General features: G+C 67.1%; 26 protein-coding genes, 2 tRNA genes and 1 riboswitch. Of the genes, 16 read left to right on the forward strand and 12 right to left on the reverse strand.

All coding sequences use genetic code 11. The annotated features are described in order from the left end of the window. Window positions 1-2: 2 nt before the first annotated feature. A complete protein-coding gene (gene xdhA, locus PV762_RS00665; RefSeq protein WP_421033108.1) occupies window positions 3-1,559 on the reverse strand; it encodes a xanthine dehydrogenase small subunit in 1,557 nt (518 codons plus the stop codon). A gap of 164 nt (window positions 1,560-1,723) precedes the next feature. Between xdhA and PV762_RS00670 the strand changes: the two genes are divergently transcribed. From PV762_RS00670 to PV762_RS00685, 4 genes are all read left to right on the forward strand, one after another. Then, window positions 1,724-2,680 (forward strand): LysR family transcriptional regulator, encoded by a 957-nt coding sequence (locus PV762_RS00670; protein ID WP_421033109.1) that lies wholly within the window; start codon window positions 1,724-1,726, stop codon window positions 2,678-2,680. Window positions 2,681-2,753: 73 nt separating this feature from the next. Then, window positions 2,754-4,067, forward strand: a complete 1,314-nt coding sequence (gene guaD, locus PV762_RS00675; RefSeq protein ID WP_421033110.1) for a guanine deaminase — start codon at window positions 2,754-2,756, stop codon at window positions 4,065-4,067. Between the two features lie 151 nt (window positions 4,068-4,218). Beyond that, window positions 4,219-6,252 carry a prolyl oligopeptidase family serine peptidase gene (locus PV762_RS00680; RefSeq protein WP_421033111.1) on the forward strand — a complete coding sequence of 678 codons (2,034 nt, stop codon included), beginning with the start codon at window positions 4,219-4,221 and terminating at the stop codon, window positions 6,250-6,252. Window positions 6,253-6,454: 202 nt separating this feature from the next. After that, entirely contained in the window at window positions 6,455-6,901 is a 447-nt protein-coding gene (locus tag PV762_RS00685) for a cold-shock protein (protein WP_421033112.1), read from the forward strand. 116 nt (window positions 6,902-7,017) lie between these two features. On the opposite strand, the gene PV762_RS00690 is transcribed toward PV762_RS00685, so the two are convergent. After that, complete coding sequence (locus tag PV762_RS00690) at window positions 7,018-9,405, reverse strand: TonB-dependent receptor plug domain-containing protein (protein ID WP_421033113.1); 2,388 nt, start codon at window positions 9,403-9,405, stop codon at window positions 7,018-7,020. Between the two features lie 434 nt (window positions 9,406-9,839). Here PV762_RS00690 and PV762_RS00695 point away from each other — a divergent pair, with 434 nt between their 5' ends. After that, the gene (locus tag PV762_RS00695; protein ID WP_421033114.1) at window positions 9,840-10,055 is read left to right on the forward strand and encodes a Blp family class II bacteriocin; all 216 of its coding nucleotides are present in this window, start codon (window positions 9,840-9,842) and stop codon (window positions 10,053-10,055) included. Between the two features lie 61 nt (window positions 10,056-10,116). After that, a complete protein-coding gene (locus tag PV762_RS00700) occupies window positions 10,117-10,347 on the forward strand; it encodes a hypothetical protein (RefSeq protein ID WP_421033115.1) in 231 nt (76 codons plus the stop codon). Window positions 10,348-10,585: 238 nt separating this feature from the next. Here the strand turns inward: PV762_RS00700 and PV762_RS00705 are convergent, their stop codons facing one another. After that, window positions 10,586-11,635, reverse strand: a complete 1,050-nt coding sequence (locus PV762_RS00705) for a LacI family DNA-binding transcriptional regulator (protein ID WP_421033116.1) — start codon at window positions 11,633-11,635, stop codon at window positions 10,586-10,588. A 91-nt stretch (window positions 11,636-11,726) separates the two neighbouring features. On the opposite strand from PV762_RS00705, the gene PV762_RS00710 reads away from it, so the two are divergent. The 5 genes from PV762_RS00710 (at window position 11,727) to PV762_RS00730 (ending at window position 15,128) form a co-directional block, all read left to right on the forward strand. After that, window positions 11,727-12,473 (forward strand): sulfite exporter TauE/SafE family protein, encoded by a 747-nt coding sequence (locus tag PV762_RS00710; protein ID WP_421033117.1) that lies wholly within the window; start codon window positions 11,727-11,729, stop codon window positions 12,471-12,473. Window positions 12,474-12,524: 51 nt separating this feature from the next. Next, the gene (locus PV762_RS00715) at window positions 12,525-12,917 is read left to right on the forward strand and encodes a response regulator (RefSeq protein WP_421033118.1); all 393 of its coding nucleotides are present in this window, start codon (window positions 12,525-12,527) and stop codon (window positions 12,915-12,917) included. A 91-nt stretch (window positions 12,918-13,008) separates the two neighbouring features. Beyond that, window positions 13,009-13,770, forward strand: coding sequence for a YoaK family protein (locus PV762_RS00720; protein ID WP_421033119.1), 762 nt, complete (start codon window positions 13,009-13,011; stop codon window positions 13,768-13,770). A gap of 45 nt (window positions 13,771-13,815) precedes the next feature. Further along, a complete protein-coding gene (locus PV762_RS00725; protein WP_421033120.1) occupies window positions 13,816-14,436 on the forward strand; it encodes a hypothetical protein in 621 nt (206 codons plus the stop codon). A 62-nt stretch (window positions 14,437-14,498) separates the two neighbouring features. Continuing rightward, window positions 14,499-15,128, forward strand: coding sequence for a hypothetical protein (locus PV762_RS00730; protein WP_421033121.1), 630 nt, complete (start codon window positions 14,499-14,501; stop codon window positions 15,126-15,128). Between the two features lie 19 nt (window positions 15,129-15,147). Here the strand turns inward: PV762_RS00730 and PV762_RS00735 are convergent, their stop codons facing one another. From PV762_RS00735 to PV762_RS00765, 7 genes are all read right to left on the reverse strand, one after another. After that, window positions 15,148-15,837, reverse strand: coding sequence for a hypothetical protein (locus tag PV762_RS00735; RefSeq protein WP_421033122.1), 690 nt, complete (start codon window positions 15,835-15,837; stop codon window positions 15,148-15,150). 73 nt (window positions 15,838-15,910) lie between these two features. Then, the gene (locus PV762_RS00740) at window positions 15,911-16,681 is read right to left on the reverse strand and encodes an NYN domain-containing protein (protein ID WP_421033123.1); all 771 of its coding nucleotides are present in this window, start codon (window positions 16,679-16,681) and stop codon (window positions 15,911-15,913) included. Window positions 16,682-16,721: 40 nt separating this feature from the next. Then, window positions 16,722-17,345: a DUF4124 domain-containing protein gene (locus PV762_RS00745; RefSeq protein ID WP_421033124.1), complete on the reverse strand. Its 624-nt coding sequence runs from the start codon at window positions 17,343-17,345 to the stop codon at window positions 16,722-16,724. A gap of 348 nt (window positions 17,346-17,693) precedes the next feature. Continuing rightward, window positions 17,694-17,769, reverse strand: a tRNA-Asn gene (locus PV762_RS00750). 103 nt (window positions 17,770-17,872) lie between these two features. Then, window positions 17,873-17,948, reverse strand: a tRNA-Asn gene (locus PV762_RS00755). 36 nt (window positions 17,949-17,984) lie between these two features. After that, window positions 17,985-20,219, reverse strand: coding sequence for a TonB-dependent siderophore receptor (locus PV762_RS00760; protein ID WP_421033125.1), 2,235 nt, complete (start codon window positions 20,217-20,219; stop codon window positions 17,985-17,987). An 80-nt stretch (window positions 20,220-20,299) separates the two neighbouring features. Next, a riboswitch (TPP riboswitch) is annotated at window positions 20,300-20,408 on the reverse strand. 108 nt (window positions 20,409-20,516) lie between these two features. Continuing rightward, window positions 20,517-21,038 (reverse strand): hypothetical protein, encoded by a 522-nt coding sequence (locus tag PV762_RS00765; RefSeq protein WP_421033126.1) that lies wholly within the window; start codon window positions 21,036-21,038, stop codon window positions 20,517-20,519. Window positions 21,039-21,301: 263 nt separating this feature from the next. On the opposite strand from PV762_RS00765, the gene PV762_RS00770 reads away from it, so the two are divergent. The 5 genes from PV762_RS00770 to PV762_RS00790 all read left to right on the forward strand — a co-directional run bounded on the left by PV762_RS00770 (window position 21,302) and on the right by PV762_RS00790 (window position 23,638). Further along, entirely contained in the window at window positions 21,302-21,553 is a 252-nt protein-coding gene (locus tag PV762_RS00770) for a hypothetical protein (RefSeq protein WP_421033127.1), read from the forward strand. A gap of 258 nt (window positions 21,554-21,811) precedes the next feature. Next, entirely contained in the window at window positions 21,812-22,141 is a 330-nt protein-coding gene (locus PV762_RS00775) for a DUF4148 domain-containing protein (RefSeq protein ID WP_088403329.1), read from the forward strand. 205 nt (window positions 22,142-22,346) lie between these two features. After that, the gene (locus tag PV762_RS00780) at window positions 22,347-22,598 is read left to right on the forward strand and encodes a hypothetical protein (RefSeq protein ID WP_421033128.1); all 252 of its coding nucleotides are present in this window, start codon (window positions 22,347-22,349) and stop codon (window positions 22,596-22,598) included. Window positions 22,599-22,847: 249 nt separating this feature from the next. Beyond that, window positions 22,848-23,180: a DUF4148 domain-containing protein gene (locus PV762_RS00785; protein ID WP_421033129.1), complete on the forward strand. Its 333-nt coding sequence runs from the start codon at window positions 22,848-22,850 to the stop codon at window positions 23,178-23,180. A 206-nt stretch (window positions 23,181-23,386) separates the two neighbouring features. Continuing rightward, window positions 23,387-23,638 (forward strand): hypothetical protein, encoded by a 252-nt coding sequence (locus tag PV762_RS00790; protein WP_421033130.1) that lies wholly within the window; start codon window positions 23,387-23,389, stop codon window positions 23,636-23,638. 141 nt (window positions 23,639-23,779) lie between these two features. Here PV762_RS00790 and PV762_RS00795 read toward each other — a convergent pair whose 3' ends face one another. Both PV762_RS00795 and PV762_RS00800 read right to left on the reverse strand, forming a co-directional pair. Next, window positions 23,780-24,103, reverse strand: a complete 324-nt coding sequence (locus PV762_RS00795; RefSeq protein WP_421033131.1) for a barstar family protein — start codon at window positions 24,101-24,103, stop codon at window positions 23,780-23,782. Window positions 24,104-24,183: 80 nt separating this feature from the next. Next, window positions 24,184-25,275, reverse strand: a complete 1,092-nt coding sequence (locus PV762_RS00800) for an NAD(P)/FAD-dependent oxidoreductase (protein WP_421033132.1) — start codon at window positions 25,273-25,275, stop codon at window positions 24,184-24,186. Between the last annotated feature and the right edge of the window lie 58 nt (window positions 25,276-25,333).

Here is a 25,333-nt window from a genome sequence, read left to right on the forward strand (position 1 = left end):
GTTCATGCGACGCTCCGATACAGGTTGACGGCCTGCCAGACGCTGGCGGACTCGGCGGCGACCGGTGCGTTCGCGCGGGTCTCCAGCCAGAAGCGGCGGATCAGGTTGGCGGCGGTGCGTTCGCGGTAGCTCGCGCTCGCGCGCAGGTCGGTCATCGGCTTGAAGTCGTCCTTCAACGCGGCGGCCGCGGCAATCGAGGCGGCTTCGTCCCAGGCCCGGCCGGTCACGGCGGCTTCGGCCTCCGCCGCGCGCTTCACGATCGCGGCCATGCCGCCGAACGCGAAGCGGGCATCGCGCACGACGCCGTCCTCCAGCCGCAGGCTCAGCACCGCGCAGACGGCGGAGATGTCGCTGTCGTAGCGCTTGGCGAGCTTGTAGCCGCGCAAGCGCGTGCCGGGCGGCGGGGAGGGGACTTCGAGCGCCTCGACGAACTCGCCGGGCTCGAGCGCGTTCTTCATGTAGTCCAGATAGAAGGCCTCGAGCGGCAGCATCCGCTGCGTCGCGCCTCTGCGCAGCACGATGCGCGCGCCGAGCGCGATCAGGGCCGGAGCACCGTCGCCGATGGGGGAGCCGTTGGCGATGTTGCCGCCCAGCGTGCCGGCGTGGCGCACCGGCGGCGAGGCGAAACGCAGCCAGAGCTCGCGCAGGGCGGGCACGCGCTCGGTCAGCGCGGACCAAGCGTCTTCGAGCGTGACCGACGCGCCGATGCGCAGCGTGGTGCCATGGCCATTGCCGTTTCCGTTGCCGACCGAGGTGTCTTGGCCTGCAATGGTGTCGATGCACCGCATCTCCTCGACGTTCCCCGTCAGGATCACATCGCCGAGCTCGCGCTGCTGCTTGTTGACCCAGAGACCGACGTCCGTCGCGCCGGCGACGAGCCGCGCCTGCGGCATCGCTTCGCGCAATGCGGCGAACTCGTCGATCGAGCGCGGCGCGAAGACGCGTTGCGGCGAGCCGGTGCGCGATGGCGCTTCGTAGAGGAGGGGCGGATCCTCGGCCAGAACACGCAGCGCTTCGACGATGGGTGCGCGATCGATCGTGCGAGCGGGCGCGTCGAACATCCGCTCGCCCGCGTCCAGGATCGGCCGGTAGCCGGTACAGCGGCAGAGGTTGCCGGCGAGGTCGTCCGCGAGCGCCTGACGCTCCGGCCGCGTCCCGCAGGCCTGATGCCGCTCGTAGATCGCCTGCATGGTCATCGCGAAGCCCGGCGTGCAGAACCCGCACTGCGAGCCGTGGCAGTCGACCAGCGCCTGCTGCACGGGATTCAGGTCGGCGCTGTGGCCGAGGTCCTCGACCGTCAGCAGCGCCTTGCCGTCCAGCATCGGCAGGAACTGGATGCAGGCGTTGACGTTGCGCAGCCCGACCGCCTGGCCGTCCGCGTCCAGCTCGCCGACCAGCACCGTGCAGGCGCCGCAATCGCCTTCGGCGCAGCCTTCCTTGGTGCCGGCGCAGCGGGCGTGCTCGCGCAGGTACTGCAGCACCGTGGTCGTCGGCGGCAGTCCGGTGACGGCCTGGAGCTGACCCTGATGGAAGAAGCGGATGGGACGGGGATCGGTCATGGACGGCGAACGAGGCGGGCGGGGCCGGAACGGGCGCTGGCGGGCAAGCAAGAAGCGGGCACGGCGGGCAGCGGGCGGAGCGGGATGCACTTAACCGGAACGGTACTCCTCTGACAACCGGATGGTTATACGATTGGCGTTATGACCTCTATACGCCGCTGACCATGTCGGAAGCGCTGAATGTCGACAAGATCGACCTCCTTCTGGTGCGGGTCCTGCATACCTTGATTTCCGAGCGCAGTGTGTCCAGGGCCGCCATGCGGCTCGGCAGCACGCAGCCCGCCTTGAGCGCGCAGCTGCGGCGCCTGCGCACCCTGACGGGCGATCCGCTGCTGGTGCGCAGCGGCGCGGGCATGACGCCGACCGCCACCGCGCTGGAACTGCTGGCTCCCGCCGAGCGCCTGCTGCGCGAGGCCGACGAGCTCTTCGGCGCGCGACTGCGCAAGTCCGGCTTCGATCCCGCGACCGCCGGGTTGCGCTTCCGCATCGCCGCCAGCGATTACCTGGATCCGCTGTTCCTCCCGCTGCTGGTGGCGCATCTGCAGCGGCTGGCGCCGGGCGTGCAGCTCGACCTGCAGCCGCTGAACGCCGATTTCGACTACCGCGCCTCGCTCGCCCGCGGCGAGGTGGACCTGGTGATCGGCAACTGGCTGGAACCGCCCGGCGAGCTCCACATGGGCCGCCTGCTGGTGGACGAGGTCGTCTGCCTCGTCAGCAAGGACCATCCCGCCGCGCGCATGACGCCGCGCGCCTGGACGCAGGAACGCTACCTCGATTGCCAGCATCTGGCGCCCATGCCGCTGAGCCGCGGCCAGCCGGGCGTGATTGAGCAGCACCTGGCCTCGCTCGGGCTGGAGCGCCGCATCGCCGTGCGCTGCGCCCATTTCGGGCAGCTGCCGCAGATGGTGGCGCGCAGCTTGCTGGTGCTGACCACCGGCCGGCTGTTCTGCAACCGCTACCTGGATCAGTTGCCGGTCACGGTGCTGCGCTGCCCCGTGCAGTTCCCGCCGATGACCTATTACCAGCTGTGGCACGACGTCAGCCACAACAGCGCGCCGCTGCGTTGGCTGCGCGAGCAGGTGCGCGAAGTCGCGCGCGAGCTCGTGAAATCCGCTTCCTGAGCGGCGGATCGACGCTGCGTCCCGATTGCCTTTTCCCCGAACGCCACCCCCTGAATCCCTTTCCGCTGAACGCATGACGACCGACCGATCCGCTGCTCCCGCTCGCCTGGCCCTGAAGGGCGACCTGCTGGACTTCACCGCCGCGCCGCAGTGGGCGCGCGTGGACGACCCCGCCGTGCGTTTCCGTCCGGATCACTGGCTGCTGATCGAGGACGGCCGCATCGTCGGCGCGCAGGCCGAGGACCCCGGCGACGGCTGGGTCCGCCAGGACCACAGCGGGCGGCTGATCCTGCCGGGCTTCGTCGACACGCATGTGCACAGCCCGCAGCTGGATGTGATCGCGTCCTACGGGACCGAGCTGCTGGACTGGCTCAACACCTACACCTTCCCGGCGGAACAGCGCTACATGGATCCCGAAGTCGCGCACGTCGGCGCGGGACGTTTCCTCGACGCGCTGCTGGCGCACGGCACCACGTCGGCGGTCGTTTATCCGACGGTGCACAAGGTGTCGGCGGACGCGCTGTTCGACGCGGCGGCCGCGCGCGGCATGCGGCTCATCACCGGCAAGGTGCTGATGGACCGCAACGCCCCGGAAGCGCTGCGGGACGACGTGACGCAGGCCGAGCGCGACTGCCTCGACCTCATCGCGAAGCACCACCACCGCGAGCGGCTGTCGTACGCCGTCACCGTGCGCTTCGCGCCGACGAGCACGCCGGAGCAGCTCGCGATGGCCGGCGCGCTGTGCCGTGCCGATGCCAGCCTCTACATGCAGACCCACGTCGCGGAGAACCGCGGTGAGGTCGAGTGGGTCGCCAAGCTCTTCCCCGAAGCGCGCAGCTACCTCGACGTCTACGACCGCGTCGGCCTGCTGCATCCGCGCGCGGTGCTGGCGCACGGCATCTGGCTGGACGACGAGGACCGCCGCGTCATCGCGCGCACGGGCGCCCACATCGCGCATTGCCCGTCGTCCAACCTGTTCCTCGGCAGCGGGCTGTTCGACTGGCCCGGCGCGCTGGCCGCCGGCGTACGCGTGAGCGCGGCCAGCGACGTGGGCGGGGGGACCTCGCTGTCGGCGCAGCGCACGCTGGCGGACGGCTACAAGGTGCAGGCGCTCAACGGCCAGCGGCTGACGGCCTGGGCGGGGCTGCACGCGGCCACGCTGGGCGCGGCCGAGGCGCTGGGCCTGGCCGACGAACTGGGCCACTTCGGCGCGAAGACGTTGGCCGACGTCTGCATCTGGGACTGGGCCGCCGGCCCCGTCGCCGAGGCCCGCATGGCCCTCGCGCGCGATCCGCATGAACGCGCCTTCGCCTGGATGACGCTGTCGGACGACCGCAACCTGGTGGCGAGCTACGTCGCCGGCGTGCCGCGCTACCGCCGGCCCTGAAGGCGGCGGCTCACCGTTCATCGCGCCGGCATGCGGACTGTCGGGGCAGGGCGCAGCGCGAGGAATCCGGGATAGTCAAAGCCTGACCCCGGTGCCTACAGTCGGGGCATCCCGGGACGTCCCCGGGTCCGATCAGGAGAGGAGATCCCCGATGTTGAAGTCGTCCCCGAAGCTGTCCCCGAAGTTTCCCCCGATGGGCGCGTCGCGCGCGGCGTTGACGGCACTCTGCATGGCGCTGGCCGCCGCGACGGTCCTGCCCTCGCAGGCCGCGACGGAGAAGGTCGCCAGGACCCCCGCCACCGCCCCCGCCACCGCGACTGCCCCCGCCGCCGCCAAGGCACAGGCGAAGGCCGCACAGCCGCGGCCCGCCAAGCCCTACACGATCGAGCAGTTCATGGCGACGACCTCGGTCCGCGGCGCGTCGTTCTCGCAGGACGAGCGCCGCATCCTGTTCAGCAGCAACGAGACCGGCATCTTCAACGTCTACAGCCAGTCCGTCGACGGCGGCGAGCCGGTGGCGCTGACGAAGTCCACGACCGAGAGCCATTACTCCGTCAGCTACTTCCGCCACGACGACCGGGTGCTGTTTACCCGCGACCAGGGCGGCAACGAGAACAACCACCTGATCGTGCGCGAGCTCGACGGCAGCGAGCGCGACCTGACCCCCGGCGACAAGGTCAAGGCCGGCTTCGCGGGCTGGAGCCGCGACGGCGACGCCTTCTTCGTCACGACCAACGAGCGTGACGCCCGCTACATCGACGTCTACCGCTACGACGCGAAGACCTACGCCCGCACGCTGATCTACCAGAACAACGAAGGCAACGCCGTGTTCGAGGTCAGCGGCGACGGGCGCTGGGTGGCGCTGGGCAAGAACAACACGACGGCGGACTCGGACGTCTACCTGTACGACGTGCAATCGAAGGAGACCAAGCACCTGACGCCGCACGAGGGCGTGGCCGCGTTCAGCGCGACCGACTTCGATCCGGAGTCCAGGACGCTGCTGATCCTCTCGAACGAGGGCTCCGAGTTCCAGCGCCTGATCGCCTACGACCTGGCCACGGGCCAGAAGCGCGACCTGGAGAAGTCGGACTGGGACATCGTCTACAGCAGCTACTCGCGCGACGGACGCTACCGCGTGACCGGCGTCAACGCCGACGCCAGCCTGGAACTGCGCATCGTGCAGACCGCCGACGGCAAGCCGGTGACCTTGCCGAAGCTGCCCGGCGGAGAACTGCGCGGCGTGGCGTTCTCGCGGACCAGCCAGCGCATGGCCTTCTACCTGAACGGCGACCGCTCGCCGAGCAACCTGTACGTCTACGACTTCGGCACCAAGCAGGCGAAGCAACTGACGCGCTCGCTGTCCAAGGACATCGATCCGGAGGAACTGGTCGAGGCGCGCATCGTGCGCTTCCGCTCGTTCGACGGCATGGTGATCCCTTCGGTCTACTACGAGCCGAAGGAAGCCTCGCCCACCCACAAGGTGCCGGCGGTGGTGATGGTCCACGGCGGGCCGGGCGGCCAGACCACGCGCGGCTACGCGGCGATGGTCCAGTACCTGGTCAACCACGGCTACGCGGTGCTGGGCATCAACAACCGCGGCAGTTCGGGCTACGGCAAGACCTTCTTCACCGCGGACGACGGCAAGCACGGCCGCGAGCCGCTGTGGGACTGCATCGAGGCCAAGACCTACCTCGCCGGCACGGGCGTCATCGATCCCGAGCGCATCGGCATCATGGGCGGCAGCTACGGCGGCTACATGACGCTGGCGGCGATGGCGTTCCGGCCAGAGGCCTTCAAGGTCGGCATCGACATCTTCGGCGTGTCCAACTGGCTGCGCACGCTGGAGTCCATCCCGCCCTACTGGGAGACCTTCCGCAAGGCGCTGTACCTGGAGATCGGCGATCCGGTGAAGGACAAGGATTTCCTCATCGCGACTTCGCCGCTGTTCCACGCCAAGGAGATCCGCAAGCCGCTGCTGGTGATCCAGGGCAAGAACGATCCTCGCGTGATCAAGCCCGAGAGCGACGAGATCGTCGAGGCCGTCAAGAAGAACGGCGTGCCGGTCGAGTACGTGGTCTTCGACGACGAGGGCCACGGCTTCTCGAAGAAGAAGAACCAGGTCGAGGCCAACCGGAAGACCCTCGAATTCCTCGACAAGTACCTCAAGCCCGGTCTGAAGAACTAAAACCGTGTGAAGTTGCACGGTTTACAGCCTGTTGCCGTGACCTGACCCGGGTCCGGCAGGATGCCCCCATACACAAAAAGAGCCCGGCCCCGCGCCGGGCCTTTTCGTCAGATTCAAGAGAGAAGCGCCCGGTCCAGGACGCCATGCGCCGGCCACGAGCCGGCGAGGCGCGTCGGGTTTCTACACGATGGGGGATCAGATCATGCGATTCGATGGCACGTTGGAAAGTTGGTACGCCGAGCGCGGCCACGGGTTGATGAAGCCGGAGCAGGGCGGTGATGCCCTGTTCGTGCATGTGTCGGCCTTCCCCATGGACGGCCAGACGCCGCGCGAAGGCGAGCGCCTGAGCTTCGAGGTTGTGTCCAGAAGTGACGGCAGCAAACAGGCGGTGCGGGTGCATCGTCTGCAGGAATACAAGCTGCCGTCGCAGCTGCGTCCCGCGCGCATGGGCTCGCGCCCGCCGCGTCCGATCGCCCGCCGTCGCACGTCACCGCTGACCTGGACCGTGCTCGCGCTGCTGGTGCTGGGCGTCGGCGCTACGGTCTGGGCGCCGGCCAGCCACGCTGTCGGCGGCAAGTTCCAGAATCAGGCGCAATCCCAGACGCAATCCCAGACGCAAGACCTGGCCCCCGCCAAGGCGCGCCACTGACCCGTTGACTCCTCGGGGCTGGCCTCTGCAGCCCTGTCGCCCTCGCGGAGGCCCTCTGCTCCGCTGCTTTCAGGCTGCCCCTTACCGGGCAGCCTTTTTTGCTTCTGGCGTCCGGCTCAGACCTTCAATTCGAGGCGGAGCGTCCAGACGGTGAAGCTGCGGCCGGTGCTCTCGCTGGTGACGATGCGCCCCGGCGTGGTGGCGATGCTGCCGTTGCCATAGGTCAGCGGGACCAGGTTGCTGGCGGCGACACGCACGGCCACCGAGGGCGAGAAGGTCCACATCGCGGAGAGATCGATGACGCGCTTCTTGTCGATGTCGTTGAGGACCTGGTCGCTCTGCTGCAGCAGCGTGGTGGGCGTGTAGTTGAGCGAGGCGCCCAGCGTCAGCGGCACCGAGCGAAGCCGGTAGTCCGCGCCGAGGTTGGCCGTGTAGCGGGGCTGCTGGTCGAGCTTGTTGTTCGGGCCCGGAATGCCGTCGACGGCTGAATGGAACAGCGAGAGGTTGCTGCGCAGGTTGACCGGGAGGGCGTCGGTCAGGTACTCGTCGAGGCGGAACTTGGCCTCGAGCTCCACGCCGTAGGTCTTGGCGTTGCCGATGTTGCGGGGGCGGATGACCCAGCGCTGCTCGGTGGCGTAGGGCACGGTCTCGAGTTCCGCCTGGCTGCGGATGAGGTCGGTGATGCGCCGATAGAAGAAGTTGGCGCTCAGCAGACCGCCTTTCGAGAGGTATTTCTCGTAACCGATCTCGACGCCCGTGGCCATCTCCGGCTTCAGGTCGGGGTTGCCGAAGCGGTCCGGATAGTTGATCAGGTTGGGGCCGCAGAGGGTGTCCGGCGGCTGGCAGGTGAACTGGTTGTTGATGCTCAGCCGGCCGATGACGTCGTTGAGGTTGGGCGCCTTGTAGCTGCGCGTGAGGCTGGCGCGGATCTGTTCGCGGCTCTTCTCGTCGATCTTGTAGACGCCGTGCAGCAGCGGGGTCAGGACGCTGGAGGTGTTCTTCACCGGGCCCTGGTTGTTGGTGCTGTCCGTCTGGATGCCTTCCCATCGCAGGCCGGCGTAGAAGCCCCATTGCTTGCCGATGCTCCACTCGTCCTGGCCGTAGACGGCCAGCCGGCGCGTGGAGGCGCTGACGTTCTCGCCGAAGTCGGCGAGGAAGGCGCAGTTGGCGCCGCGCATCGTCTGGCCGAAGACCTCGTAGCAGCCGCGCGTCTGGCTTCGGTCGGTGCCTTCGCCCTCGACGCCGGCGACGAGGTTGTGCTCGTTCTCCATCTGGTGCGTGAGCTTGACGTTCACGCTCCACTGCGTGTCGCGGCTTTTCGTGGTGTCGTCCTGGGTGCGATAGGAGACGCCCGGCGTGCTGTCGAGGTCTTCCTCGCGATGGGCGCTGCTGTTCATCGTCATGCGCCCGGCGCCGAGGCGCGTCTCCATGCGGGTGCGCTCGTCGATGCGCTTGTTCCACTGCAGGTTCAGGCGCGCCATGGCGGAGCGGCTGCTGCTGTCGTTGCTGGACGTGTCGTACTTGATGCGTTCGAAGGCGTTCTCGTCCGGCACGGGGCCTTGAGTCTGCCGGGAGTCGCTGCTGCCGCTGCCCCGGTTGACCATCACGAACGGCTGGATGGCGAGGGTGTCGCCGCCGTCCAGGCGCAGCTGCAGGCGGCCGGTCATGTTGAGCGACTTGCGCTCATCGGCGGTCTGGCCGCGGGTCTGGAGCAGGGTGTCGCTCTTGAGCGCGCCGGTGGTGGTGTCGAAGCGCTGGGTGAAGGACTGCGAGTCGATGTCGTCCAGCCGCTTGTGCTGCATCGCGTTGACGGTGAAGTTGTAGGCGTCGCCGTTGTCGCCGATCTTGTCGTTGCGGGTCCAGTTGAAGTGCGGGGTGACGTGGTCGCGCTCGAAGGTGGTGGCCAGGCGCACTTCGTTGAGGCGGCGCTGGATCGCTTCGCGCAGGACGACGTTGATGGTGCCGGCGATGGCGCGCGCGCCGAACTCGGCGGTGGGGGCTCGCATCACCTCGATGCGTTCGATCTGTTCGGGCGGGAGCTCGTCCAGCGAGAAGCCCGGCGGCATGCGTTCGCCGTTGACGAGGATCTGGGTGTAGCCCCCGCCCATGCCGCGCATGCGGACCTCGCCGCCGCGGCCGGGGCGGCCGCCGGTGGTGACGCCGGGCAGGCGCTTGAGCACCTCGCCGATGGTGGAGTCGCCGTAGCGTTCGATCTCCTCGCGGCCGATGATGATCTTCGAGGCGGTGGAGGCACGGCGCTGGTCGTCGTCGCGCGAGGTGCCCTGGATCTCGACGCGGTCGAGCTGGGTGGGGTTGTCGGCTTCCTTGGTCGTCGGCGGAGCGGCGGGGCGCGAGCGTTCAGGCGTCGGTGCCGGGGCTTTCGCGGGCGGCGTGGCGGGTGAAGCGGGTGTCGGCGGCGTGGTCTGCGACCAGGCGGAGGCGCTCAGGCCCAGCATGAGGGCGAAGGAGAGCGGGTGCAGGGCAGGTCGGCGGGTGCTTGTCATCGGAAAGGCAATGGCAGGAGCAGGCGCGGCCCGATCTGGCGATGGCTGGGACGGAAGCGCGAAAGGGGATGTGGTGGCGCCGCGGACGACGGCAGGAGGGCGCGTCGTCGCGGATGGGTCGAAAGGATCGCACGCTGTACGTTTCGTGACGGAGGCCGGCGCGGACTTTCAAAGTTCTTTACCCAAGGTGATGGGCGGGCGCGACGCGGCTAGGTGGAAACCCCGCAAGTACGGGTCTGCTTTCGAACTCGTTTCACCACTTTGAGTGTTATCTACCTCGGATGGGTGGAAGGCGTCAATGCAATGTACTGACACAGGCGATTGGCTTGGTGGAACCGCTTCGGCACATTGACAGGTGCTCGCTGACCGGTCGCGAGCCAATCGCCGCGGTGCAGTCGATGGCCGCTTGTTCATTCTTCTTTGGAGTCAATCAAATGGAACTGCGTGAACTCACGCTCGAAGAACTGGAGCTGGTCTCTGGAGGCATTTCTGACGCCTTGTTGAGCGACATCGGCAAGGGCGCGCTCGCGGGCGGCTTTGCCGGATTCGCGGTGACCGGTGGTACGCCGATGGGATTCCTGGGCGGCGCCGCGCTTGGCGCGGCTGGCGGCGCGGTGTATCACTACTGGGTCGCCCAACAGGCACGTTGACCTCAGTCCAGGGGCGTGCCTTCGGGGAGGGCACGCCCTTTTCAACCTTGAAGGAGGTCATATGCTCGATCTGTTGGACTTCGAGAAACTGCGCGTCGCCGGACCTCGCCGGTTTCTCGTGCTCTTCTCGTTCGGACTGTCGATGCTCTTTTTCGGCCTGTTCGTGGCAATCGGTGTCGTGATCGAGGGTAACTTCGATGCGAACTGGAAGCTGCTGGTGGTCAGCCTTGGCTTCGGGCCGGTCATGGTGACGCTCTTTGGCCGGCGTATCTGGCGCTTGTCCGCGCAGTGACGGCTTCCTAAGCCCCAAATGAAAGAAGCCACCCCTCGGGGTGGCTTCGTTTCTGAATGTGGTATCCGCGACGCTGGTGACGGGTTCCAGCTCTCTGCCCAGTAGTGCAGCCGGTTGTTGCCTCGGATGCATTGCATTCTGCCGAGGTTTTGTGACGGGCAGTTGACGAAGAGCAAGGATTGAAGGGGTCAGTTCATGATCCGACGGCCGGCGCTTGCCGAGCCCGCCAGGGTGCCGCTCAACAGGCGTTCGCCGCCGTCGACGGCAGGCGCCGCGTCGACTCCCGGACGATCAACTGGGGCCTCGGCGGCTCGATCGCAGAGCCGCCGGTGCGCAGCAGGTCCAGCATGGCGGACGCCGCGCGCCGGCCCAGCTCGGCGATGTGGACGTCGACGGTGGTGCGGGGCGGGCTCGCATGCGCGGTGTTCAGGAGATCGTCGTAGCCGACAAGCGAGACGTCCTCCGGCACGCGGAAGCCGCGGCTGTGCAGCACGCGCGCGGCACCCGCCGCCATCTGGTCGTTGGCCGCGAAGACCGCCGTGAACGCCAGGCCCTGGTCGAGCAGCCGCGTGATCGCCGCGGCGCCGCCGGCCTCGCGATAGTCGCCGTTGCCGATCAGCGCTTCGTCGACGGGAAGGCCCGCTTCCTCGAACGCCGCGCGGTAGCCGCGCTCGCGCTCCGACGAATCCGCGTGCGCCAGATCGCCGCCGATGAAGGCGATGCGCGTGTGGCCGCGATCGATCAGATGGCGCGTCGCGACGCGGGCACCTTCCAGGTCGTCTGTCTTCAAGGCGTGCAGGCCGTTCGCGTGAAGCGAGCGCCCGGTCACCACGACCGGCAGTTCCCGCGCGAGCGCCGTGAGGAACTCGTCGCTCAGCCCCCCCGTGAGCACGATGATCCCGTCCACGCGCCGCGACCGCAGCGAGGCGACGCAGCGCTGCTCCTCCTCCGGCTGCCAGTGGCCGCTCGCCACGACCAGGCCGTAGCCCGCGGGGGTCAGGACTTCCTCGATGCCGCGCAGCAGCAGCGCGTAGTACGGGCTTTCGAAGTACTGCGCGAGCAGCCCGATGTTGAAGGTCCTGCCGTCCGCGAGCGCGCGGGCGATGGTGTTGGGCACGAAGCCCAGTTCGTCGATCGCGCGCCGGACGCGTGCGGCTTTCTCCGAACTCACCTGCGCGCTGCCGCTGAGCACGCGCGAGACGGTGCTCGGCGAAACGCCGCTGGCGACGGCCACCATGCCCAGCGTGACCTCGCTGGACGTCGACAGGAGGGGCTTCTTTCTCTTCATGGGAAAGCGCTTTCAAGGACTGGGCGATCCTACTCCCGCGCGCCCACGATGCGTACGCCCGGCGCGCGTGCCCGATGGAAGAATGCGCCGCATGGAATCTCTCGGCATCGTGATCCTGGGGGCCGTCTGTGCCGGCTTCGTGCAGGGGCTGTCCGGCTTCGGCTTCGGACTGACCGCCATGTCCTTCTGGGCCTGGACCCTGGACCCGCGCCTGGCGGCGGCGCTGGCGGTCTTCGGCTCGCTCACCGGCCAGATCATCGCGGCGGTGACGGTGCGCCGCGGCTTCGACTGGCGGCGGCTGGCACCCTTCCTGGTCGGCGGGCTCGCCGGCGTACCGATCGGGACGGCGCTGCTGCCGCTGCTCGACGTCCAGATGTTCAAGGCCATCCTCGGCGGGCTGCTGGTGGTCTGGTGCCCGGCCATGCTGATGGCCGCCCGGCTGCCGAGGATCCAGTTCGGCGGGCGCGTGGCGGACGGCGTGGTCGGCGCCATCGGCGGGGTGATGGGCGGGCTGGGTGGGTTCACGGGCACCGTCCCGACGCTCTGGTGCACCCTTCGCGGGCTTCCCAAGGACGAGCAGCGTTCCATCATCCAGAACTTCAACCTCTCGGCGCTGGCCGTGACGATGGCGGTCTACCTCTCCACGGGCGTCGTCACCCGGGACATGCTGCCGCTGTTCGGCGTCGTCGCGCCGGCGATGCTGGTACCGACGCTGCTCGGCGGGCGGCTGTACCACGGCATCTCGGACCAGCGTTTCCGCCAGATCGTGCTGAGCCTGCTGACGGCGTCGGGGGTGGCGCTGCTGGGCTCGTCGCTGCCGGCATTGCTGTCGCGCTGAGCCGGGCCCGCCGATTGCTACCGCCGCCCCAACTGTCATTCCTTGCACGCCATGTCGGAACGCCTCAAGGTCCTGGTCGCCGATGACCAGCCGGATTCGCTGGATCTCCTGCGCGAGCTGCTCACGGTCTACAACTTCGAGTTGCGGGTCGCGCGCAACGGGCTGGAGGCGATCGGCATCGGCCTGAAGTGGGAGCCGGACATCCTGATCACCGACATCGACATGCCGGACGCCGATGGGCGGCATCTGGCGGGGCGCCTGAAGGTGAGCCTGCCGGCGCTGATCGCGATCGCGGTGAGCGGCACGCCGCTGAACACCGATTTCGAGTCCGGCGAGGATCTGATCTTCGACGACTACTTCGTCAAGCCGATCGACTTCGGGCGCCTGCACAAGACGCTGACGAGGTACGGGGCGAAGCTGGACGGGCAGCCCTCGACCTATTGACGGGGCTTGGCGGGCGCCCGTCGCGCGGGTGGGCGCGTGCGCCGGAGCGCCCGTATCATCGCCCGCACTGTCATCGACATCGGGAGGCGCCGTGAGGCGACTGCTGCACCTGACGAGCCGCCACCGCGCGCCGTCCACGAACCAGGCGCTGGGGCTGCTGCTCGCGTTCAACGCGGGGGCGGTGAACGCGGGCGGGTTCCTGATCCTGCAGCGGTACACCTCGCACATGACGGGTTTCGCCTCGCAGCTGGCGGACGGCGCGGTGATGGGGCAGGGGACGCTGGTGCTGAACGCGCTGGGGGCGATCCTGGCCTTCCTGGCCGGTGCGGCGGTCTGCGCGGTGCTGGTGAACTGGGCGAGGCAGCACGGCCTGCGCAGCGTGTATGCGCTGCCGCTGATGCTGGAAGCGGCGCTGCTGTTCCCGTTCGGGCTGATGGGCGCGATCACGCTGACCTGGCACACGCCGTTCGCGGTGCCGCTGACGGTGCTGCTGCTGGCCTTCATCATGGGGCTGCAGAACGCGGTGGGGTCCAAGACCTCGGGCGGGAGCATCCGCACCACCCACATGACGGGGAACATCACCGATCTCGGGATGGAGCTCGGGAAGATGCTTTATTGGAACCGGCAGCCGTCGGTGAAGCGCGCGGCGGTGCGGCACGACCGGCTGCGGGCGACGCGCGCGGGCGGGTTGCTGGCCGCGTTCGTGCTCGGCGGCGGGGCGGGGGCGCTCGGGTTCAAGCACCTCGGCTTCGTGTGCGTGGTGCCGCTGGCGGCGGTGCTGTTCGTGCTCGCGCTGCCGCCGGTGACCAGGGATTGGGGGCGGTGGCGGGGGCTGTTGACGCGAGGACGTTGACGGCGACCGGACGGAATTCCAAGAGGTCCATAGGGGGGAGGGTGAATGCGTGCAGACGACGTGCGGCGACGCATGGCGACGGTGATGGGCGTGGTGCTGGTGCACGGGATGGTCGTGGTGGTGTGGACCTGGTCGAGCACGAAGAGGACGACCCCGCCGGTCCGGGAGATCGCGATCACGGTGGCATTGAAGCCGATGGAGAGCCCGCCGCAGAGTCGCAGCGAGACGCTGTCTGCGGTGCCGCGTGCGCTGCCGCCGAGTCTGTTGGTGGTCCCGCCGACGGAGCAGGAGACGACTTGGACGCCGACCAACTCGCCCGGCTGGGAGCATGACTGGACGCGCCCCCGCTCGGATGGCTCATCGCATCAGGCAGAGGGCCCGTCATCTGCTTCCAGCGCGCCCGGCGGACCGCTGGTGCTGACCCCGTCGAAAGAGGCGATCAAAGGCGCGTTCGCGAACCCGGCGGTCGTCGATCCGCGTGCCAATTCGCCTCGGCCGAGCGCGGAGGAGCGCATGGCGATGGCGATCGACCCGTCGCTGTGCCTGAAGGTCGACCGTGACCCGGACGGCACGGAGCGCAGGTCCTGGAGCCACTACACCGAGGTCGTCCCGGCCATCACTCAGCAGACGGGCTTGAAGGGCAAGCCGGTGAGGGTGTGCGCGTGAGCGCCTGAACCTGTGTCTTCGACGCGCTGGCCGACGCACAATCGCGCCGATTGGAGCCTCGCATGCAAGACCACCTCGACGTCGACCTCGACCCGCAAAAGATCAACGCCTTCTGGGCCTGGCTGGCGTCGCGCCAGGCCGACCTGGACGCGCTGACATCGCCGGACTACCCGTTCTGGGATGAGCTGCTGGAACACCTGCAAGCGGTGAACGATGGCCTCTGGTTCGAGGTCTCCGCGCCCGGCGAGGAAGACCGCGAGCTGGTGATCACCGCGCAGGGCCAGTGGGAGCTGTTCCCGCTGGTCGAGGCGATGGTGTCGGTGGCGCCGGAGCTGCCGGGGTGGATCCCCGTGGCGCTGAAGCCACCGATGGGCTTCGAGTTCGGCATCAAGTACGAGGGCCTGGACCTGAACCCGCAGGGCCTCTGGTTCGAGCCGCTGGTCGATCCGGATGCGCCGGAGGTGCTGGGGCTTCGCGTGGCGATTGAAGGCTTCAACGTCGACCAGGAAGACGACTTCGCCAACGGCGTGCTGATCATGCTGGACACGGCACTCGGCGAGAAGGCGGCCGCGACGGACGTCGATCTGGTGGAAGTCTGCGAAGTGCCCGAGGACCCGGATGACGAAGGGTTCCTGCCGTTCACGGAGCTGGGGGGTTATCTGGCTTGGAGGAAGAGCCGGTTGACGCATTGAGCGACGGCCGACGCCTTCCTCAGCCTTCCGCCTCGTCTTCCGCTTGCTCGATCTTGGCGAGGGAGGCGACGATCACTTCGTCCCAGGTGTAGATGGCGCCGCTTTCCTCAAGCAGGTCGAAGATGTCCCATTCGTCCTGGTGCAGGTGGGCCAGGCCGAAACGACCGGATTGGTCGTAGTAGAGGTAGTAGTGGGCCTCTTCGCCGGCGTCGACGTCGGTCCAGAAGCCCACGACCTGGTAGTTCTGGTTGAGGTACTCCAGCTGCTCCCGGCTGAAGATCACATCGCCGCTGTCCAGGTCGACCTCGGGTCGGTCGTTGCCCCAGACGTACTTGATCATGTCGGCGAGGCCGAGCGAATGGAAGCGCTCGTAGTCCCGATCGGTGGTGCGATTCCGCTCCAGTTCGGCGAGGTCCAGGAGGGTCCACGTCGACAGGCGGTTGCCGCCCTTGAACGAGCCGTGCTGCCGATAGAACTCGACGAGCTCCGCGGGGAACGGGATGGCGGGCTGGAAGCGCTCGATCAGCTCGGCGGGCAGCGGTTGGCCGAATGCAGCCATTGAGGCGTAGCGCCTGAGGTGTTCCTCAAGGCTCTCGGTCTCGCCCTTCTGCTCGACGAGGTAGGTGTGATAGTCCTCGCGAAAGGCGCGTTCCCGCTGGTTGCGGTTGTTCATGGCCTCGGTGAGGAGGCGGAGGGTGTCGCTGTTCATCGGGAACGGAAGGCGTGGAGACCAGGGCAGTATGCGTGCCGCGGCGTGTGACCAAGGTCAGACCGAGGGACGGTCACGCGGCGTTGTTGCCGGCGGCGAGCGCGACGGTCCAGTGGCCGCCGGGCTCCTGCCGCACGTTGAGCAAGTCGTAGGTCTTGAGCATGCTGACCAACCCTGAATGCCCGAAGGTCTGCGGCGAGAAACCCGGATCGGTGCGACGCAGATAGGAGCCGAGCGTTCCGACATGGACGCGGCCATCGGACGTGTCGGCCGCCATCAGCTTCACTGCGTTGACCAGCGCCTTCGGGCGCTGCTTCGGCTTGGACGCTGGTGCAGGGGCTGCTGGCTTGGCGGCAGCGGGCTCGGTCGATGTGGGTTCGGCCGCGACTGGTGCGGCGACTTCGGGCGGCGTCCACTCGAAGAATTGATCGCTCGCGTTGCGCAGTGCTGCGGGGGTCTTTGCTTCGCCCACGATGAGCACGGTCGACCCGCGCTCCCGCAGCTTCCGGCAGAGATAGGCGAAGTCTGAATCGCTGGTGACGATGCAGAAGGTGTCGGCGCGCCGATCGAAGAGCGCTTCGATGGCATCGAGCGCGAGGGCGATGTCCGCGGTGTTCTTGCCCGCCGCGTACTGGTACTGCAGGCAAGGCGTAAAGGCGAGGCGCACCAGCGCCTCCTGCCACTTGTTCGCGAGCGTCGTGTGATTGCCGTAGCCGCGCCGAATGATCACCCGCCCGAACTGGGCGACGACGCTCAATGCGTGCTGAAGGATCTCCGGCGTCGTGTTGTCGCAGTCGACAAGGACGGCGACTTTGGCGTCGGTACGGATGTCGGTGGTGTCCACTCTGCCTCCCCGTTCGGTTTGAGCAGAGTGTCTTCCATCTTCAACGATCGCGCAGCGGGGCTTGGTAGTTCAAGCTGCCGCGCTTGGCGTTGCGCTCTTCGGCTTCGCGCTGGCGCGCGATGCGGTCGCCCTCGCTGACGTTGGCGGCGCTGTGCATGGCTTCAGCGCGACGGCGGGCATCGGCGCCGCCGGTCAGGCTGCTCTGCGCGTCGACGGCTTGCTTGCTCACGTTCCAGTCCGAAGCGGAGTAGCTGCCCTGACCCTTCTGGCATTGGCGAGCGCGGCGGATCTCGTCCTGGACGAACTTCTTGGCTTCGGCGCTCAGCGAAATGGAACTGGCCTTGGTCTCCATCGCGGCGATGTCGCGGTCGGAAGGGCAGAAGTTGGAAGGCGCCGCAGGCTGGGAAGCCTGCACGCCGTTGGTTTGCTGCTGCTCTCGCTCAGCGGCAGCCTTGGCGCGCTCCGCTGCCGCCCGGTCCGCAGACGTGTCAATGACGTTGCTCTGCAGCGATTGCGGCCTCATCTGCTCGCCGTTCGCCGCGCAGGGCTGGTCCGAGTAATGGGTTTTGCCGGCGGTGGTGCATTTCCAGACTTGGGCTTGGACGCCGGTGGCGGCGAAGACGCCGAGCAGTCCACCGATCACGGCCAGATGGATCTTGTGCATGTCATGTCTCCCTGAAACCGGTCGAACGCACTGGCGCCCTGCGCAGTTGACCTGAAACGTTGCGAAGGGTATCCGTCGATTGCGATCGACAGAAGTCGGAGCGCACCGATGGATGGTGAGTCTCCGTCATGTCGATCGCTCGGGAAGCCCTCGTTCGACAATGAACTTCGACGTTGAGCCTACGGACTGGCAGTCCGGGATTGCCGAAGACACGGGCTTGCGCAAGCCCAAAGATCCGCAAGGCTTCGTCTACCGCTGTGCCTGCACGAGCAGCAGTCCGCACGTCGTGCGAGGTCGATCGCCACAAAGAAAAAGCCCCATCCGCTTGCACGAATGGGGCTTCAATTTTGGCTCCTCGACCTGGGCTCGAACCAGGGACCTACGGATTAACAGTCCGGCGCTCTACCGACTGAGCTATCGAGGAAAAGTCTGCTCAGATCCAATCGATCTGAATTCTTGGGCCAGCATCTTCGGTAGGACACTGGCTTAAAAAGAACGAAGGTCCGAGGACCTTCGTTATCTGATCTTGGCTCCCCGACCTGGGCTCGAACCAGGGACCTACGGATTAACAGTCCGGCGCTCTACCGACTGAGCTATCGGGGATCAGAGCCTAAGAGTATACACAGAAAAATCAGTACCTCACAAGACCCACTCCACCGACGCTCGCCATGTGCGATTGGCGAGCGGGTACAGGTACACGTGGTCGTACTGGTACGGCGACTCGCGCCACGCACGACGGTTGGTCGCGTTGTCCACGCCGACGCGCCAGATCAGCAACTGCCGACCCACGTTCTGCTCGAAGCGCGCGCCCAGGTCCAGCCGCGTCCAGCTCGGGATCGCCACCGAGTTGTCCGGCACGACCATCCGCTTGCCTTCGTAGACCACGCCGGCCAACAGCTCAAGACCTGGCACGCCCGCGCTGTGCCGCGCCTGCAGCTTCAGCACCGTCTCCGGCACGTTCGTCGGCTTCAGGCCGTTGAGCGTCGCATCCGCGCTGCCCTCCCGGCGCGCGTGCAGCTTCATCGCGCTCGCCATCAGGCCGCCGCCCGTCCACTTCAGATCCGCCTGCGCTTCCACGCCGCGGTGGTTCTGCTCACCGTCGATGCGGCGCTCGAGCCGGTCGACGTTGTTCACCACCACCGTCACGTCGTTCGTCGTCGGCTTGCTGATGTCGAAGTAGTTGATCGACCAGTCCACCGTGCGGCTGCCCGACTTCAGACCGATCTCCCATTGCTTGCTGCGGATCGCCGACAGCGCCCGGCCGGCGTTCGCGTAGATCGGCAGTTGCGGCGTGACGGCCGATTCGACGCCTTCGCCCCAGCTCGCATACGCGAGCAGCTGCGGATCGATCGCGTAGCTCACGCCCACCCACGGCGTCGTGACCGACTGGCGATAACTCGTCGCCTCGTTGTCCTCGCCGGCGGGCACGTTGACCTGGATCGAATCGCGATCCAGACGCGTGTGCCGCAGGCCCAGCCAGCCTTGCCACTGCGCGCTGAACTGCATCGCGTCGCGGAAGTAGACCTCGGTGCTGCGCTCGGTACGGTTGGTGTTGGTCGAACCGAGCGTCGGGTCGGCCACCGTCGGCAGCGTGCCCCAGATGTTGCCGGTCCCCGCCCAGTTGTAGGCTTGGCCCTGCAGCCGGCTCTTGAAGCGCGAGAACAGCACGCCCGTCGACACCTGGTGCTCGACGCCCAGCAGCGTCAGCTTGCCCTGCGCCGACAGGTCGAGCGCGTCGCTGTCGCGATGCTCGTTGTCGCTGCGGAAGTCGTATTGATCGAAGGTGCCGTCGGGGCAGTAGGTGCTCGGGTAATACGTGCCGTCGCCGGCCGTGCAGCCGAAGGGATAGGCGAGGCGGTCGTCGGTCACCAGGCGCTGGATCGCCGCGTGCGCCTGCAGCTTCCAGTCGGCGTTCAACTGATGCTGCACGCGCAGCGAGGCGGTGCGGCCTTCGAAGACCACCGGTTGGCTCCACGACTGGTTGTTCAGGTTGGTGCGCGGGTCGATGGCCTTCGCGTCGGGCAGCTTGTCGCCGAGCAGGCTGAAGCCGGGCTGGCTCGGCTGGGCCTGGCGGTTGATCTCGACCTCCGCCTCGACCAGCGTGTCGCGCGTGACACGCCAGTCGCCGGCGACGGCCATCATCCAGCGGTTGCCGTCGGCGTCGCGCAGTTCGGGGCGCAGTTTGGCGGCCTCGACGTTGACGCGCAGGCCGAAGGCCTTGTCGTTGCCGTGACCGTCGCCGAAGCGGCGGCTCCAGTCCATCGCGGACTCGACGGTGCCGCGCTCGCTGACGCCCAAGCGCACGCTGGTGAGCTCAACCGTCGGGCGCTTCACCACGAGGTTGACCAGTCCACCCGGCGCGCTGGTGCCGGCCTGGATGCCGGTCGTGCCCTTGATGGCTTCGATGCTGCTCTTGTTGGCGAGGGGGAGGGCGGTCTCGGCGTTGATCGGCAGGCCGTCGCGGCGGTAGTTGAAGCGGTTGTCGAGGTCGTAGCCTCGAATCTTCAGGTAGGAAACGTAGCCCGCCGAGTTGTACGAGTCGCCCACGCTCGCGTCGAGCAGCGTCAGCCCGGCGAGGTTGAACAGGCCGCGGTCGTTGAGCTGCTCGGCGCTGACGAGGCTGGCCTGGATCGGGAGCTTGGCGACGGGCGTGTCGCCGAAGCCGCCGGCCATCACGGGCGCGTCGGACTTGCCCTTGACGACAACGCTGGGCAGGGCGGGGGAGGGGGTCTGCGCATTGGCCGACGCGTTGGCCGGCGTGCCGGCCGGAGAGTCGGTCGACTGCGCGGTGGCGTGCAGCGAGACGCCGCCGGCGATCAGCGCGATCGCGAGCCGATGCAGCGGGAAGGAATTCAGAGCGGACGAAGTTGCCATCGATGTGCCGAAGCCAGAAATGCGATGGCAGGTCGGCAAACCGGGCACGCCGATGAGAAGGCGGCGTGCGGGACACGAGGCGTGTCGAAGGCATGCTTCCCTGCGCGAGGATTACCTCAATCAGGTTCAAAGGGACTTTCTCAGCCGGGCCATCGACGGATCGATGGCGCAGCACCCCTAGCGAACTCACCGGACGGGCCGGTGAGTGGTGGTGATTCTAGCGGGAGGCCCACAGAGGACCTTGGCGTCCAGGGATTTAGCAGGCCAGGCTCGTCCTCGGGTCGTGCGCCCAAGCGCTCATCGAGCCGTCGGAGGAGGACGGAGCAGTCCGAGCTCAGTGAGTCGCTCGATGCCCCGATGGACGGATCCCGTCTTGTATTTGAAGTCGCCCGATCGCGAGAACCACCGAAGGCGTGTGCCGTCGTGTAACTGGAACGTCAGTCGGTGCTGGCGCGACATGAACGCCCACCTCAATCCATAGCCACCTGCCAGCGCCAGCATGCCGATCTGGATGTGGGTACCCGGCTGGAGATCGTTCCAATAGACGCTGAGACCGAAAAGTACCCCTGCCAGCAGAAGGAGCACGATCACACCGGCCACGATGCGCATCGGTGCCAACCTGGCGTCGTAGACCGCATGAGACACCCGCTCGGTGGGAACGACGTCGATCCGATAGGGCGTCTTGATCGAGAGTTGCTTGCGCAGCACCCGCAGGCCGTCGTCCCCGATGCTCACCACTTGGCCGATGTGATACGCGTAGTCGTCGGGCGACGCGAAGATGGCGTAGGTCTCGCGCTCGTGCCGGTGATTGCTCTCCATCCCTGTTCCTCGTGTTGTCGCCTGTTGGATCAATCAGGTCGTGTTGTCGGCGCTCGCCGGCAGTCCCGGTGAGCGGACGAGAGTCTAGCGAGGCCAAAAGAGGGCTTTGGAGGCGTCCGGAAGCCCGAAGGCGCTTCCCGTTTGTCCGCCGCCCATGCAGTTCACGCCGCCGCCGCGCAGCTTCGTCTCCTGACGCTCGCAAGTGGCCGGGTCGATGACGACACTGACTCCATCGACACAGCCAACGCCTTCAGGAGATCGACATGAACGCCACCCGCCTCAGCATCACTTCCGCCACCAACACCACCGTCAAGGCGGTCGCCTTCGGTGCTGTCGCGGCGCTGGCCCTGGGTCTCGGGATCGCTCATGCACAAGGTCAACGCGAGATGCGTGCCTCGATCGTCACGCTGGATCCGGTGGTGATCAGCGTCAAGCGCGAGCAACTCCCGACCGTCTACATCACCGGCCGCCGCAGCGCCGACGCGGTCGACGCGCACGTCGCCTCGGCCGAGTGAACGTCCCAGGTCGCGCTGTATCGGTGGAGCGATCCACGGACTGACGCCCTTCGGTTCGCTCCCATGCAAGACGCCCGGCTCATGCCGGGCGTCTTGCTTTTAGGAGCGCGCAGGCGATTGTTGCTGCGATCACAACGGCCCATTGCGACGCCGGCCGTTTATCCGAACGAGGCTCGCATCTAACCTTCAGTCATCGGCAAACGAAGCCGGCCAAGACCCCAGACACCCCGATCCAACGCGCTCTCAAAGGAACCCATCATGACCGCCAAGACCCTGATCGCCACCGCCCTCATCGCCCTGTCCGCCGCTGCTGTGCCGGCGTTCGCGCAGAGCTACAGCCACCTCGATCCGATCACGCAGAGCCAGAAGAGCCGCGCTGAAGTGCTGGCCGATCTGGAGATCTACCGCGAGTCGGGCCTGGCTGCTGTCGACCGCACCGAAGACAGCTCGCTGGAGCTGAACCAGCGCGCCAAGGCCGAGGCTCGCTACGCTGAACTGAAGGCATCCCCGAAGTACGCCGCCCTGGTGCAGCGCTTCGCCGCCAAGGAAGGCAAGGGAGCCGTCACGGAAGGCGTGTCCGCACGCTGAGCCCCGCTCCAGCCCCCGCAGCGCCGCCCGGACGGAAGTCCAGGCGGCGTTTCTCATTGAAAGCGCCCGATGGCGCTTTCCGTTTGTCCGCCGCTGATGCAGTTCACGCCGCCGCGGCGCAGCTTCGTCTCCTGGCGCTCGCAAGCGGACGGGTCGATGACGACACTGACTCCATCGACACAGCAAACCGCCTCAGGAGAACGACATGACCACCAGCCGCTTCCACGTTGCTTCCGCCACTGAAACCACCGTCAAGGCCGTCCTCTTCGGCGCCGTGACCGCGATGGTGCTGGCCCTGGGCATCGCCCACGCCGAAGGTCAGCGCGAGATGCGCGCTTCGATCGTCACGCTGGATCCGGTGGTCATCACCGCCAAGCGCGAACAGCTGCCGACCGTCTACATCACCGGTCGTCGCGACACATCCGCCGACGCGGTCCAGATCGCCTCGGCCCAGTAAGCCCTGACGGTTGCGCTGTATCGATGGAGCGAGCCTCCGGCTGACACCGCCCGCTCCGCTCCCCCAACGCCCGGCTCTTGCCGGGCGTTTGCATTTGGGCGCCCGAACGGATTGTTGTTCCCCCTGCATCCGTCCATTGCTTCCGCCCGTATTTATGCAGAGCGAGCCGCCTTCTATTGTTCAGTCAACGGCAAACGAAGCCGGTCCCGACACCAGACACCCACCTGCACCACTCTCAAAGGATTGATCATGACCACCACCAAGACCGTGATCGCCACCGCTCTGATCGCCCTGTCCGCAGCCGCCTCGCCGGTGTTCGCGCAGAGCTACAGCCACCTCGACCCGATCACGCAAAGCCAGAAGACCCGCGCCGAAGTGCTGGCCGATCTGCAGATCTACCGCGAATCCGGCTTGGCCGCCGTCGACCGCACCGAGGACTTCGCGCTGAACGCCACCCAGCGCGCCAAGGCCGAAGCCCGATACGCCGAGCTGAAGTCCTCGCCAAAGTACGCCGAACTGGTGCAGCGCTTCGCCGCCAAGGAAAACAAGGGCGCCGTCATCGAAGGCGTGTCCGCCCGCTGAGCCCTGAACTCGCGCCGCTCGGCGCCGCCAGGATGCATGTCCTGGCGGCGCTTCCCGTTGAAAGCGCCCGATGGCGCTTTCCGTTTGTCCGTCGCTGATGCAGTTCACGCCGCCGCGATGCAGCTTCGTCTCCTGACGCTCGCAAGCCACCGGGGCTGTGACGACACTGACTCCATCGACACAGCAAACCCCTTCAGGAGATCGACATGAACACCATCCGCCTCGACATCACTTCCGCCACCAACACCACCGTGAAGGCAGTCCTCTTCGGCGCCGTCGCCGCCGTGGTACTGGGCCTGGGCATCGCCCACGCCGAAGGCCAGCGCGAAATGCGCGCCTCGATCGTCACGCTGGATCCGGTGGTCATCACCGCCAAGCGCGAACAGCTGCCGACCGTCTACATCACCGGCCGGCGCGACACGTCGGCTGACGCCGTCCAGATCGCTTCGGCCCAGTAAGCCCTGTCGGTTGCGCTGTATCGATGGAGGGAGCCTCCGGCTGACAACGTCCGTGCCGCTCCAAGACAAACGCCCGGCTCGTGCCGGGCGTTGTGCTTTCTGGCGAACGCGTTCAACAACGCGACGCTGATCCTGGAAAGGCTAAACGTTGAACGAGAGCACCAGGATTGGCGGCTCGCCAATGTCGATACGTCGCCAATTGACGAACGCCGCGCATTCCACGAGGGCCAGGTATTGCTCAGGGCAAGCGGCCTTGAAAACGTCCGCCGCATCGAGCGCAAGGCAGACCAGTTCACCGGGGGCCACCTGGACATCGCTCATGGTCTCGTCCAGAGACGTCATGCAGTCGATCCAGGCATCCATGTTCCGACCGAAGAATGCGGGGAAACCGAACGCCCGAGCGAAGGTGTCGTAGAAGGATGGCCAGTCGATGATCTTGGCGCCATCCACATGGATCGTTTTCATAGGCATGGAGCTCCCCCTCCCAAGAAAAAACCCGCCGGCTTTCGCCAGGCGGGCTCGTGTTCCGGCGCGCTATTCGACGGTCAGTCGAAGTTCGGCGTCTCGACGCCCAGCACCTTGTGCAGCTTCGGGCTGGTGGTCGTGTACTGCAGGTGGACGCGCTTTTCCGGATTGATGATCGGCATCGCGCCGAAGGCCGCCAGCGCGGCTTCGTGGAAGCCCGACAGGATCAGCTTCTTCTTGCCCGGGTAGGTGTTGATGTCACCCACCGCGAAGATGCCCGGCACGTTGGTCTGGAACTTCTCGGTGTCGACCTGGATCTGCTTCTTCTCCAGCGACAGGCCCCACTCGGCGATCGGGCCCAGCTTCGGCGACAGGCCGAAGAACACCAGCACCTGGTCCGCAGGCACCACGCGCGTGACACCGTCGCCGCCCGTGATCTTCAGGCCCTTCAGCGCATCCTCGCCCTCGTCCAGGTCGGCGACCTGGCCGACGATGAACTGCATCTCATAGGCGTCGCACAGCTCCTTCATCTTGGCCACCGACGCCGGCGCGGCACGGAAACCGTCACGACGGTGCACCAGGATCACGCTCTCCGCCTTGTGCGGGTTGCCGTCGGCGTTGCCGCCGCAGAAGTTCAGCGCCCAGTCCAGCGCCGAGTCGCCGCCGCCGATGATCACCAGGTTCTTGCCGGCGAACTGCGACGGGTTGCGCACCCGGTAATGGACCTGCGAGCCCTCGTACTTGTCGATGCCCTCGACCTTCAGCGTGCGCGGCTGGAACGAACCCACGCCGCCCGCGATGAAGATCGTCTTGGTCAGGAACTGCGTGCCCTTGCTTGTCGCGACGAAGAAACGACCGTCTTCCTGCTTCTCGACCGTCGTGACCTCCTGCCCCAGATGGAAGGTCGCGCCGAACGGCTCGATCTGCTTCATCAGGTTGTCGGTCAGCTCCTTGCCCGTCACCACCGGCAGCGCCGGGATGTCATAGATCGGCTTGTCCGGGTACAGCTCGATGCACTGGCCGCCGGGATAGGCCAGCGAGTCGATGATGTGCGCCTTGATCTCGAGCAGGCCCAGTTCGAACACCTGGAACAGGCCCACCGGGCCCGCGCCGACGATGACGGCGTCGGTTTCGATCACGCCCGCGTGCGGGGCGGAGGTCGATTCAGTCACTTGCGTTTCCATTCTTGTAGGGAGCGGTCGCCGGCAGGACCCGGCGCCGCGGGATGAG

It is taken from the genome of Mitsuaria sp. CC2 (assembly GCF_048957715.1).
Taxonomy (GTDB): Bacteria; Pseudomonadota; Gammaproteobacteria; order Burkholderiales; family Burkholderiaceae_C; genus Roseateles.